The sequence below is a fragment of the Flavobacterium gelidilacus DSM 15343 genome (assembly GCF_000422685.1).
GTDB classification, from domain to species: Bacteria; Bacteroidota; Bacteroidia; order Flavobacteriales; family Flavobacteriaceae; genus Flavobacterium; species Flavobacterium gelidilacus.
In genome coordinates, this window is sequence record NZ_KE383903.1 from 268,725 (window position 1) to 281,190 (window position 12,466).

The window sequence follows — 12,466 nt, forward strand, 5'->3', positions numbered from 1 at the left end:
TTGTAAAGAATTCTTTTAAATGAAAAAAATAATAGTTGCACCACTAAATTGGGGATTAGGTCATGCTACAAGATGTATTCCAATAATTCAAGGGTTATTGGATAATGGGTTTGAACCCGTTATTGCTAGTGATGGAGTTGCCTTAGAATTATTAAAAAAAGAATTTCCTAAACTTATTTCTTTTGAATTGCCTTCTTATGACATTCAATACGCTGTAAAAGGAAAGAACTTTAAATGGAAAATGATTGCGCAATTGCCAAAAATCATTTCAACTATAAAAAAAGAAAGGAATAAAATCAATAAAATTCTAGAAGCCTATAATTTTGATGGCATAATTTCAGATAATAGATTAGGTGTTTACTCTAAAGATGTGCCTTCGGTTTTTATTACCCATCAATTAAATGTTTTGACGGGAAACACTTCTTGGTTTACTACAAAATTGCATAAAAAATACATCCAAAAATTCAATGAATGTTGGGTTCCTGATGTTGAAAATGGTCAAAATTTATCTGGTAAATTAGGTCATCCAACAGAGTTAATTGGAAATGTAAAATATATTGGCCCCTTAAGTAGGTTGTGTAAAAAACCGATGCCTATAAAATATGATTTGATGGTTTTACTTTCTGGACCAGAACCTCAACGTACTATACTGGAGCAGAAAATTATTGCTGAATTAGAAAAATATACTAAAAAAGTAGTTTTTATCAAGGGTATTATTGAAAAAAGTCAAACTAAAATAGAAAAAGGAAATGTTACCTATTTTAATTTTATGAATAGTATCGAACTTGAAACTACATTTAATGAAAGCAATCATATTCTTTGTCGTTCTGGTTATACAACTGTTATGGATTTAGCTAAATTGAATAAAAAAGCTTTTTTCATTCCAACTCCAGGTCAGTATGAACAAGAATATTTAGCGAAAAAATTTGATAGAGAAGGAATCATTCCAACCTGTAAGCAAGAAAAATTTACAATTCAAAAATTAGATAAAATTGCTTTTTATAAAGGATTTACCAATTATAGCAAAAAAATAACTTGGAAAGAATTATTTGACCTTTTCTAGAGTAAAAGAGAACTCAGAACCAACACCATATTCGCTTTCAATATAGATTTTTTCGTCATGACCTTCTACAATGTGTTTCACAATAGCTAAGCCTAAACCTGAACCACCTTCGCTACGAGCACCACTTTTATCAACTCGATAAAACCGTTCAAATAAGCGTGATATATGTTTCTTTTCGATTCCTTCCCCGTTGTCAGTAATTCTCACAATTATTTTATTGTTGACTAAATCCTCAATACTTACTTCTGTTGTACCGTTTTCTTTTCCATATTTAATAGAATTCATCACTAAATTAGTAACGACTTGTTGAATTTTCTCTTGATCCGCAAAAACAAGAATTTTTGAATTGTATTTTGTATCAAAAGTTAACGTAATATTCTTCTTAGAAGCACGCATTTCGAGTAAATCAAATACATTTTGAACAACTTCTACAATATTAAATTCTGATAATTCTAAATTAATATCACCCGTTTCAAGCTTAGTAATCATATCTAAATCTTTTACAATATAAATAAGACGTTCGACTCCTTTTTCAGCACGTTGTAAATATTTTTTTCGGATGTTTTTGTCATCCATTGCTCCGTCAAGTAATGTTAACAAATAACCTTGAACTGTAAAAAGTGGTGTTTTTAATTCATGTGAAACGTTGCCTAAAAATTCGCGTCTGTATTCTTCACGAATTTTTAAGGTTTCTATTTCTAATTTTTTGTCTTTAGCAAACTTCTGAACTTCTCTTGTCAAAGTTGCCATATCTGTAGTTATAGGTTGATTTCTAAAAGAGCTTGTTTCTAATAAAGAAACATCGTCATATATCTTTTTAACTCGTTGATAAATGAATTTTTCAACTCTATATTGCAAAACAAAAAAAGAAAAAAGAAATGTAGAAACAACTACAATTATAATATTAACAAAGGATATTTCAATAATCGTAAATTGTAGTAAAAGCAATAAAGCAAACAAGAATAAACTAATATAAATAGAAGATATTGTTGCAAATTTATATGATTTTTTGAAATTAAATTTCATTAAATTCTATTTTATAACCTACACCTTTAATAGTTTTGAAAAAATCGTCTCCAATTTTTTCTCTTAATTTTCTAATATGAACATCGATTGTTCTTCCTCCTACAATCACTTCATTACCCCAAACTTTATCTAAAATTTCATCTCTTTTAAAAACTTTACCGGGTTTTGATGCTAAAAGATAAAAAAGTTCAAACTCTTTTCTTGGTAAAATTATTTCTTGTCCTTCTTTAACAATTTTATATTCTTCACGATTAATTTCAATGCCATTAACATTTAAAACATCTACTTTTTCTTCTTTTTCTTTTAATCTTCTTAAAAGTGCTTTTACTTTACTGACAAGAATCTTTGGCTTTATAGGTTTTGCTATATAGTCGTCTGCACCAGCATCAAAACCAGCTAATTGAGAATAATCTTCTGAACGCGCTGTTAAAAATGTGATGATAGTATTCTCTAATTCAGGTATTTTTCTGATGTTCTCACAGGCTTCAATACCATCCATTTCTGGCATCATAACATCTAAAATAATTAAATTTGGAAGTTCTTTTTTTGCCTTCGCGACTGCTTCCCTACCATTAGTTGCTGTAATTACTTGATAGCCTTCTTGAGCTAAATTATATCCAACAATTTCTAGGATATCTTGCTCATCATCAACCAATAAGATCTTAATTTCTTTTTTTTTCATTATAGTAAGAAAGTTGTGTTTTGAATTGTAAAGGTAAAGATAAAATAAAATTTTCAATCCTCTTAACAATTATTTAATCTGTTAACCATAACATAACACTTACTGAGTCTATTCATAACAAAGAAGTAACACAAAAGTAATTTTATGACACGTTCTTTGCACAAAATATAAAACAACAAAATGAAACTAAAATTTTTATTATTTACCTTACTGTTATCATCTTTCTGTTTTGCACAAAAAGCAACCGTTTCTGGTCTTATACTAGATAAAGAATATGACAACGAACCACTAGCATTTGCTAATGTTATGTTGAAAGGTACTTCACAAGGTACTTCAACAGACGAAAATGGAAAATATAGTTTAAGCGTTTCTGCTGGAAATTATACTTTAGTTGTTGGTTTTTTAGGGTATAAAACTGTTGAAATTCCTTTTACAGTTAAAGCAAATGAAAAAAAAGTAATTAATTACACTTTAGAAACTGAAGGTGTAATGCTAGAAGATATAGTTTTAACCGCTACAGTAACTCAAGAAAGTGTTAAAGCTTTATTGCAAGAACAACAAAAATCTGTAGAAATCAAACAATCTATTGGTGCTGAAGAAATCTCAAATAAAGGAATTAGTGATGTTGCAGCTGCCGTAACAAAAACAACTGGTATTACTAAGCAAGAAGGTTCTGGAAGTATATATGTTAGAGGATTGGGTGATAGATATAATTCAACAACAATGAATGGTTTGCCGTTACCTTCAAACAATCCTTCTAGAAAAAATATCAATTTAGAAATTTTCTCTACTGATATTGTAGAATATATTGGAATCGACAAAACATATAACTACAAAAACTACGGTGATTTTGCTGGAGCTAATATTGATATTGTATCTAAAAATTATAAAGGTGATGGTTCTTTAGAAGTTGGAACAGGAATGGGTGCAAATTCAAATGCAGTTCAACAAAATAAATTCTTCTTACAAGATGGACCTAGTTTTCTTGGATTTAGTAATGAGCCAATACCTAATGATCCTTTATCTGGATATAATTTTTCTACAAGTTGGGATAAACAAGCATCTACACCCGTAAACAGTTCTTTTTACATTAGAGGTGGAGATTCTTATTCATTTGGAGATTACAGTAAAATAAGTTTCTTTTTAAATGCTTCTTTTGATAATGGATATACTTATAAAGAAGGAGTAAGAAGAGGAAGTGTAAACGTTCAAGGGCTTGCTATTAAAAACTTGAACAGAAAAGCTTATGAATATCAAACTAATTCTAATGCGATGGCAAACATTAATTACAGAATTAACGAAAATCATAATATTCGTATCAATTCAATGTTAATTAATTCAGCTACACAAAAACATGAAGAATTTAACGGAATTATAGATGCAAATGGTTCGGCTCAAAATGGTGGTGGTTTTATTCGTCGTTCTACATTTGACAAAACTTATTTATTAGTTAATCAACTTTTAGGAGATCACAAGTTTGGAGAAAGAACTAAATTTGATTGGGGATTATCATACAACACACTTACTAATGTGATTCCAGATCGTATGCAAAATACAATTGTCCCTTTTTTATATGATGATCCAAGTTCTCGTTTAGTAGCATCTGATGTAAATCCATCGGATAACCAAAGATATTACCAAGAAATGACTGATGATGAAATTGCAGGTAACTTTAATTTATCTTATAAGTTTGGGAAAAGCGAAAATGGTGATTATAAGGGAAAATTAATTGCAGGTTACAGTGCACGTTATAAAGAAATTAATTTTGATGCGACACAAATCAATTTAGCAGTTACAAGAAGTAATTTTGCCTCTCAACCAACAGTTGATTTAAACAACCTAGACGGCTATTTTAATCAAGCAAATCTTGATGCTAACTTCTTTTCATTAAAAACATTTAGAGGAGATATTACAAATGCTAATGCTTTAACGCCACAAAACTTTAATGGACAACAAATTATTTCAGCCGGTTTTGGTGCAATTGAATATCAATTTACTCCAAAATTATATGTAATTGGTGCATTCCGTTCAGAATTTATCATTCAAGATATTGATTATGACACTTCTTTAAAACAAGGAAAAAATAAATTTGACACTATGGAGTACTTACCTTCATTATCGGCAAAATATGAATTAAACGAAAAACAAAATTTAAAATTAGCAGCGAGTAAAACCTATACTTTACCACAATTTAAAGAAAGAGCTCCTTTCTTATATGAAGAAGTTGGACAATCCTATTTCGGAAATCCATTTTTATACAATTCAACCGATTATAATTTTGATTTGAAATGGGAATATTTCCCTAAAGGTGGAGAAGTAATTTCGTTAACAGGTTTTGGAAAATATATTCAAAATCCAATTAATGAAGTAACAGTAGCTTCTGCTACAAATGATATCTCTTGGGTAAATTCTGGTGAAAAAGCAGTTGGAATTGGAGCAGAATTAGAAATAAGAAAAGATATATTTAGTTTTGAAGGATCAAATGACAAAAAAACAAATATATCATCTGGTTTAAATGTTTCTTACTTACATACAAATCAAGATTTGGATTCAGAAAAGGTAAAAAAAGAAACTAACGGATTAGGAGTTGCGTTTACAAATAGTAATTCAAGATTAACAGGTGCATCTGATTTATTAGTTAATGCTGATGTTAGTTTAAACAAAAGCTTCTCTGCTGATCAGTCTTTAACAGCAACTTTATCTGGAGCCTATTTCTCTGATAGAATTTATGCATTAGGTGTAACAGGAAAAGGTGACCTTGTAGATAGTGATGTTATTGCCTTAGATTTTATTCTAAAATTTAGGTTAAATAAAAATCTTGGTTTTGGTCTTAGTGCAAAAAATCTAACAGATCCAACAATTGAAAGAAAACAAAATATTCAAAATGTAGTTGTTGACTCTTATAAAAAAGGTAGAAACTTTAGTTTTTCAATGAAATACTCATTCTAAACAATTAGTTAACATAAAAGAAATATTAGGGATGCTTTTTAAAAGCATCCCTACTTATTTTTAATAAACTCATAACATTCAGATAAATTTCAGTTAGCATGCTAATCCTACATTTGCCTTAACAAATTAAAAAACACAAAACACACACAATGAAAAAACTTATTTTATCTACGTTAGCAATTGCTGCCTTAGCATTTACATCTTGTTCAAGAGATGATAATTCAACAGAAACACCAAGTGGTGTAGTTAACATTGATGCTAATGATTTTAAAGGGACTTTAACAAGTGGACAGACAACAACTTTAGATCCTTCTAAAACTTACAAATTAACAGGTTCATTTGTTGTTGAAGCTGGTGCTTCATTAACTATTCCTGCTGGAACTAGAATTGAAGCTGTCGGTGGAACATCTTCATACATAGCTGTTGCACAAGACGGTTTAATCTATATTACTGGAACTGCTACAAACCCTGTGGTTATGACAAGTGGAAAAACAGTTAAAGCAACAGGAGACTGGGGTGGATTAGTTATCTGTGGAAGAGCTACAACAAACAAAGGAGGTTCTAACGGAGAAACTGCTACTGCAGAGGTTTCTGATTTAACTTATGGTGGTACTGAAAACAATGATAGCTCTGGAGTTATCAAATATTTAAGAGTAGAATATACAGGTGCAGCATTTAATGCAGATAAAGAATTTAATGGTATCTCATTATTTGGTGTTGGTTCTGGTACTACATTTGAATATATTCAAGCTTATAAAAGTGGTGATGACGGAATCGAATTCTTCGGTGGAGCGGTTAATGCTAAATATTTAGTAGCTTTACATAGTGAAGATGATGCATTAGACTTTGCTGATGGTTTCACTGGTTCTATTGAATATGCTTATGTAAAAGATGTTGCTAAAGCTGGTATTGAAGGATCAAACAATGGAGATAATGGTGCTGCTTTACCAAGTACAAACGTTACTTTAAAAAATATTTCACTTGTAAAAGGTGCTTTAGCTGGTCAAGAGCACGGAATGTACATCAAAGAAGGTGGTGGAAAATGGGCTGGTCAAAATATTTACATACAAGACTTTACAAAAGGAATTAAAATTAACTCTTCAGATATTCCTGCTAATGCAAGTGTAACTAATGGTTTTGTAACATTTAGTCCTATTCAGTTTTCTAATATCTCTGGAGATTTTTCTGAATATACAGGTCCTAATACGACTTACATGACTCAAGGTACTGCAACTGGTGCTGGAAACAATGGAGATACTCCAATTTGGGCTGCAGGATGGACAACAGGTTTGTAATTCAATCTATATAATGACAATTAATCCCTCTTCGGAGGGATTTTTTTTGTGGTATACTTATTGTATTATAATTTTTGTATATTTACAATAACAAAATTCATCCCCAAATGAAAAAAAACTACATTTTAACTTTAATTATGGCATTTTGCTTCTTTACTTTCGATGGTTATTCGCAAGAAAGCAAGTCTGCCATGGGTAATTCTCAAGAACCTACTATTGAAGGATTATCAATCTACCCGAACCCCGTTTCTAACGGAAAATTGTACATTACATCAAAATTAGGATCAGAAAAGACAATCGAAATTTTTGATGTACTAGGTAAAAAAGTATTTGATACTACCACAGGTGTAAAAGAAATTAATATTTCTAACTTAAATGCTGGTGTTTATATCATCAAAATTAGAGAAAAAGACGCTACAGCTACAAGAAAACTAATTATCAAGTAGTTAGACTCTTTTTTATATTATTAATCCTATATTATTTTTTTGTTAACTCCTTTTTTGTTAGCCAAAAAACCATTACTTTTGCCTTATAATTTAAAATCAAAAAAAATGAAAAAACTTTACTTTTTATCTTTATTATTAGGTTCTGCAATTGGTTTTGCTCAAACTAATGTTGGAATTACTGGAAATGTTGGTGGTGTTTACATTAATGAAATTCATTATGATAATGCTTCAACAGATGTTGGTGAATTTATTGAAGTTGCTGGTCCTGCTGGAACAGATTTATCAACTTATACTTTAACCCTTTACAACGGTTCAAACAACACTTCTTATGCTACAATTGCTTTAACAGGTTCAATTCCAAATGAAGCTAATGGTGTAGGCGCAGTTTCTTTTGACGCAACTGGAATACAAAACGGAGCTCCTGATGCAATTGCTTTATCTAAAACAGGAACAGGTTCTACGAATGTGCAATATTTAAGTTACGAAGGAGTTATGACTGCTCCTGCAGTAGATGGTCCAGCAATGGGTTTAAACTCAGTAGATATTATTGCAATGGAAACTAGTACTACTCCTATTGGTTATTCTTTAGAGTATGATGAAACTTCTATGGCATGGATTGTAATAACTGATGATACTCCAGGCTTATTTGCTCAAGGCCCTGTTTTATCAACTAAAACATTTGATGCAATAGCTGGTTTATCTTTATATCCAAATCCAGTTACTGGAAATGTGTTAAACATTACTTCTGCTGCAAATTTAGATATGAATGTTGCTGTCTTTGATATTGTTGGAAAACAAGTTATCAATACAAAAGTAATCAACAACACTTTAAACGTTTCTAGCTTAAACGCTGGTGTTTATATCGTTAAAGTTACTGAAGACGGAAAAACTGCTACTAGAAAATTAGTAGTTAGATAATATTTTATTTAGATCCTGGATCAAGTTCAGGATGACAAAAACTTTAAAAGCATCAACAATACGTTGGTGCTTTTTTATTTTATACTTTTGCACTTGTGTTGAACTTTATTCAGCATCTCAACAATATGATTAATTCGAACGATATATTTACCATTTCATCCAAAAAGGAATTTGAGAAAATCGCTCTAAAGGTTTTCCGATTTCAATTTGATAACAATTTGGTATATCAAGAATTTTGTACGCTTTTGAAGAAGAATAAAGAAAATGTAAAATCCCTAATTGAAATTCCTTTTTTACCTATTCAATTTTTTAAAAGTCATGAGGTAATAAGTTCAACTGAACCTATTCAGGCTACTTTTACGAGTAGTGGTACAACTGGAATGCAAACCAGCAAACATTTAGTCACAGATATCACTTTATACGAAGAAAGCTATCGAAATGCGTTTTCTGAATTTTATGGAAATATTGAAGATTATTGCGTTTTGGCTTTACTTCCATCCTATTTAGAACGTGAAGGTTCTTCCTTAATTCACATGGTGGATGATTTGATTCATAGTAGTAAACATGAAGACAGTGGTTTTTATTTAAACAATTATGATGAGCTTATCGCGAAGTTAATTGAATTAGATAATTCAGGTCAAAATGTGATTTTAATTGGTGTAACCTATGCTTTATTGGATTTGATTGAACTACATAAGTTTCAATTGAAAAACACAATCATCATGGAAACTGGTGGCATGAAAGGCAAAAGAAAAGAAATGATTCGTGAAGAATTACACGATATTCTTTGTCAAGGTTTTGGTGTTCCTGTAATTCATTCTGAATATGGAATGACTGAATTATTATCACAAGCTTATTCTTTAGGTAACGGAATTTTTGAATGTCCAAATTGGATGCAAATCCTAATCAGAGATGCTGAAGATGCTTTATCTTATGTTAACGAAGGAAAAACTGGTGGAATAAATGTAATTGATTTAGCCAACATCAATTCTTGTTCGTTTATTGCTACGCAAGATTTAGGCAAAAAATATCCCAACCATTCTTTCGAAGTGCTGGGACGTTTTGACAATTCTGATATTCGTGGTTGCAATTTGATGGTTATTTAGTACTTCGACAAGCTCAGTTTGACAATAAATTATCAATTGACTAAGCGTAAATTTAGAAATTATTCTTAATCATCAACTTAATAACTATCTAAATACAAGATGTCAGTCTTGCTTGTAGAAGATATTTAAACAAACTTCACCAAAAAATAATTTTTCTTTCCTCTTTGTAATAAAACAAATTTATTACTTACTAAATCATTTGAAGACAGGTTGAATTCTTCTGTGACTTTTTCTTTATTTACCGAAATTGAATTCTCTTTTAAAGCTCTTCTTGCTTCTCCATTTGAAGCTAAAAATCCTGATTTTTCATTTAATAAAGTAACGATATCAATTCCTTCACTTAAATCTGACATTAAAACTTCAGCTTGTGGAATTCCTTCGAAAATTTCAGTCAATTGACTTTCGTTTAATGTTTTTAAATCTGACATATCTTTACTAAAGAAAGCTCCAGAAGCAAAAATAGCACTGTCTAAATCTTCTTTTGAATGAACTAATAACATCAATTCTTCCGCTAAACGTTTTTGCAATACTCTTACATGTGGTGCTTCGTTATGTTCAGCAATTATTGCATCAATAGTTTCTTTGTCTAAAAATGTGAAAATCTTAATGTATTTTTCAGCATCAACATCTGAAGTGTTTAACCAAAATTGGTAGAATTTATATGGTGAAGTTTTATTCGCAGTCAACCAAACATTTCCACCTTCAGATTTTCCGAATTTTGAACCATCTGCTTTTGTAATTAACGGACAAGTCATTGCGTAAGCTTTAGATCTTTCGTCGTTATCAACATTCATTCTACGAACTAATTCAGTTCCTGTTGTGATGTTTCCCCATTGATCGCTTCCTCCCATTTGTAGCAAACAGTTGTATTCTTTATTCAAATGGTAAAAATCGTATCCTTGAATTAATTGGTAAGTAAACTCCGTAAAACTCATTCCTTCTCCACCTTCATCACCAGACAAACGTTTCTTTACAGAATCTTTTGCCATCATGTAATTTACTGTGATTCTTTTACCAACATCACGTGCAAAATTGATGAATGAGAAATCTTTCATCCAATCATAATTATTGACTAAAATTGGAGCGTTTTCATCTGTTGCTTCAAAATCTAAAAAGTTAGAAAGTACATTTTTAATTCCGTTTACATTGTGATTTAAAGTCGCTTCGTCTAACAAATTCCTTTCATCTGATTTTCCTGATGGATCACCAATCATTCCTGTTGCGCCACCAACTAAAGCAATTGGCCTATGTCCAAAATTGCGTAAATGTTTCAACAAAATAATCGGAACTAAACTTCCAATATGTAATGAATCTGAAGTTGGATCAAATCCTATATAAACTGTAGTAGCTTCTTTTAATAATTGTTCTTCTGTTCCTGGCATCATATCGTGCACCAAGCCTCTCCATTGTAATTCTTCTACTAAATTTTTCATCTTATGCTGAATTCATTTCAGTATCTTTTAGTTTTACTGAAATTTTGTTATTGTTAATTTATGCAAATATATCAATTTTAAAAACCAAACTTCAAATTCCAAATTCCAAATTTTGTGTTATTTTAAAAAATATTCTGAAAATCTATAATCTTAAAATCAAAGAATCTATTTATCTTTACAATATGATATTAGTTACAGGAGCAACAGGTTTAGTCGGTTCACATTTATTGATTTCTTTATTAGAGCAAAATGATACTGTGAAGGCTTTATATCGTTCTAAAAAAAACATCGAAAAAGTTAAACAAGTTTTTAGTTATAAAAACCAACTTTCTTTGTTTGATAAAATTAATTGGGTTGAAGGTGATATAACCGATATTCCTTCTTTAAACAAAGCTTTTGAAAGCATTACACTAGTTTATCATTGTGCCGCTTTAATTTCTTTTGAACCGAAAGACGAAGAAAAATTACGAAAAGTCAATATAGAAGGAACAGCAAATATTGTAAATTGTTGTATCGATTTTGGAATTAAAAAACTTTGTCATGTAAGTTCGATTGCTGCTTTAGGAGACACTAAAGAAGGCGAAACAAATATCACCGAAGAAACAGAATGGAATCCTGAAAAAAATCATGGCGATTATGCAATAACTAAGTATGGTGCCGAAATGGAAGTTTGGAGAGGTTTTCAAGAAGGTTTGGAAGTTGTAATTGTAAATCCAGGTGTAATTTTTGGCTATGGCTTTCCGGAACAAGGCAGTAGTTTGATTTTTAAATCCTTAAAAAAAGGTCTTTCATTTTACACCAAAGGCAAAACTGGAATTATTGCAGTAGAAGATGTTGTAAACTGTATGGTTCTTTTAATGCATAAAAACATAAGTGGCCAACAATATACTTTAGTTGCAGAAAATTCAACTTTGGACACTATTCTTTTTACAATTGCTGATGGCTTAAAAATTAAAAGACCATCCATTTATGCCAATAGAACTTTAACAAGTATTGCTTGGCGATTGGATTGGTTTTTGTCTAAAATAATTGGCAAAAGAAGAAGTTTTACAAGAGCAACTGCAACATCTTCACATTCTATAGATATTTATGATAATTCTAAAGTTAAAGCTGAATTAAATTATACTTTTAAAAACATGACTTCTTACTTAACTATCTTATCTGAGGTGTATAAGTAGGCACATCTTCTAGAATTTCAATTTTCTTTTCTTTTAGCAAGGTATCTATTTCGTTTTTTTGATTTATAATTCGCTCATTTACGCGACTATATAGTTTTTTGAATGCCTTAACATCTGAAGCATAATATTTATAATTTTGAAAATAAGTTGTACTATCTAAATTGTACTTTTTATAAACATATTGCTTGATTTTTATATTACTATCAGTAAGAGTTTGTGGTTTATAAGTTTCGGCTGCTTGTAAAATTGCAAGTTCATAAATAATGTCTTCCATTGTTTCCTTACTCAACAAATTGTCAGGTTTAGCAACAGGTTTATCACTACAAGAGAGTAATAAAGCTGAGACGAATATGAATAGTATTTTTTTCAT

Annotated in this window: 11 protein-coding genes; 7 read left to right on the forward strand and 4 right to left on the reverse strand. The window is 30.3% G+C overall.

Going from position 1 to position 12,466, the window contains the following annotated elements:
- The first annotated feature begins 19 nt into the window (after positions 1-19).
- Entirely contained in the window at positions 20-1,063 is a 1,044-nt protein-coding gene (locus G507_RS0110945) for a glycosyltransferase (RefSeq protein ID WP_026717509.1), read from the forward strand.
- Here the strand turns inward: G507_RS0110945 and G507_RS0110950 are convergent.
- On the reverse strand, positions 1,046-2,089 hold the full coding sequence (locus G507_RS0110950; protein ID WP_026717510.1) for a sensor histidine kinase: 1,044 nt from the start codon (positions 2,087-2,089) through the stop codon (positions 1,046-1,048). The two genes, G507_RS0110945 and G507_RS0110950, sit on opposite strands and share 18 nt — an antisense overlap.
- Complete coding sequence (locus tag G507_RS0110955; RefSeq protein ID WP_026717511.1) at positions 2,079-2,771, reverse strand: response regulator transcription factor; 693 nt, start codon at positions 2,769-2,771, stop codon at positions 2,079-2,081. The genes G507_RS0110950 and G507_RS0110955 overlap by 11 nt, the downstream gene beginning before the upstream one ends.
- 180 nt (positions 2,772-2,951) lie before the next feature.
- On the opposite strand from G507_RS0110955, the gene G507_RS0110960 reads away from it, so the two are divergent.
- From G507_RS0110960 to G507_RS0110980, 5 genes are all read left to right on the forward strand, one after another.
- Positions 2,952-5,720 carry a TonB-dependent receptor gene (locus G507_RS0110960; RefSeq protein ID WP_026717512.1) on the forward strand — a complete coding sequence of 923 codons (2,769 nt, stop codon included), beginning with the start codon at positions 2,952-2,954 and terminating at the stop codon, positions 5,718-5,720.
- 149 nt (positions 5,721-5,869) lie between these two features.
- Positions 5,870-7,015: a hypothetical protein gene (locus tag G507_RS0110965; protein WP_026717513.1), complete on the forward strand. Its 1,146-nt coding sequence runs from the start codon at positions 5,870-5,872 to the stop codon at positions 7,013-7,015.
- Between the two features lie 107 nt (positions 7,016-7,122).
- A complete protein-coding gene (locus tag G507_RS0110970; protein ID WP_026717514.1) occupies positions 7,123-7,461 on the forward strand; it encodes a T9SS type A sorting domain-containing protein in 339 nt (112 codons plus the stop codon).
- A gap of 105 nt (positions 7,462-7,566) precedes the next feature.
- Entirely contained in the window at positions 7,567-8,379 is an 813-nt protein-coding gene (locus G507_RS0110975; RefSeq protein ID WP_157496591.1) for a T9SS type A sorting domain-containing protein, read from the forward strand.
- 125 nt (positions 8,380-8,504) lie between these two features.
- The gene (locus tag G507_RS0110980) at positions 8,505-9,485 is read left to right on the forward strand and encodes a LuxE/PaaK family acyltransferase (protein WP_026717516.1); all 981 of its coding nucleotides are present in this window, start codon (positions 8,505-8,507) and stop codon (positions 9,483-9,485) included.
- Between the two features lie 125 nt (positions 9,486-9,610).
- Here G507_RS0110980 and tyrS read toward each other — a convergent pair whose 3' ends face one another.
- Positions 9,611-10,918: a tyrosine--tRNA ligase gene (tyrS, locus tag G507_RS0110985; RefSeq protein ID WP_026717517.1), complete on the reverse strand. Its 1,308-nt coding sequence runs from the start codon at positions 10,916-10,918 to the stop codon at positions 9,611-9,613.
- Between the two features lie 182 nt (positions 10,919-11,100).
- Between tyrS and G507_RS0110990 the strand changes: the two genes are divergently transcribed.
- Complete coding sequence (locus G507_RS0110990) at positions 11,101-12,096, forward strand: NAD-dependent epimerase/dehydratase family protein (protein WP_026717518.1); 996 nt, start codon at positions 11,101-11,103, stop codon at positions 12,094-12,096.
- On the opposite strand, the gene G507_RS0110995 is transcribed toward G507_RS0110990, so the two are convergent.
- The gene (locus G507_RS0110995; RefSeq protein WP_026717519.1) at positions 12,071-12,466 is read right to left on the reverse strand and encodes a DUF4296 domain-containing protein; all 396 of its coding nucleotides are present in this window, start codon (positions 12,464-12,466) and stop codon (positions 12,071-12,073) included. The two genes, G507_RS0110990 and G507_RS0110995, sit on opposite strands and share 26 nt — an antisense overlap.

Bases quoted from the DNA above. Each gene is read 5' to 3' on its own strand.
- G507_RS0110960 (WP_026717512.1), top strand. From the start codon at position 2,952: ATGAAACTAAAATTTTTATTATTTACCTTACTGTTATCATCTTTCTGT.
- tyrS (WP_026717517.1), bottom strand. From the start codon at position 10,918: ATGAAAAATTTAGTAGAAGAATTACAATGGAGAGGCTTGGTGCACGAT.
- G507_RS0110980 (WP_026717516.1), top strand. From the start codon at position 8,505: ATGATTAATTCGAACGATATATTTACCATTTCATCCAAAAAGGAATTT.
- G507_RS0110970 (WP_026717514.1), top strand. From the start codon at position 7,123: ATGAAAAAAAACTACATTTTAACTTTAATTATGGCATTTTGCTTCTTT.
- G507_RS0110945 (WP_026717509.1), top strand. From the start codon at position 20: ATGAAAAAAATAATAGTTGCACCACTAAATTGGGGATTAGGTCATGCT.
- G507_RS0110975 (WP_157496591.1), top strand. From the start codon at position 7,567: ATGAAAAAACTTTACTTTTTATCTTTATTATTAGGTTCTGCAATTGGT.
- G507_RS0110995 (WP_026717519.1), bottom strand. From the start codon at position 12,466: ATGAAAAAAATACTATTCATATTCGTCTCAGCTTTATTACTCTCTTGT.
- G507_RS0110965 (WP_026717513.1), top strand. From the start codon at position 5,870: ATGAAAAAACTTATTTTATCTACGTTAGCAATTGCTGCCTTAGCATTT.
- G507_RS0110950 (WP_026717510.1), bottom strand. From the start codon at position 2,089: ATGAAATTTAATTTCAAAAAATCATATAAATTTGCAACAATATCTTCT.
- G507_RS0110990 (WP_026717518.1), top strand. From the start codon at position 11,101: ATGATATTAGTTACAGGAGCAACAGGTTTAGTCGGTTCACATTTATTG.
- G507_RS0110955 (WP_026717511.1), bottom strand. From the start codon at position 2,771: ATGAAAAAAAAAGAAATTAAGATCTTATTGGTTGATGATGAGCAAGAT.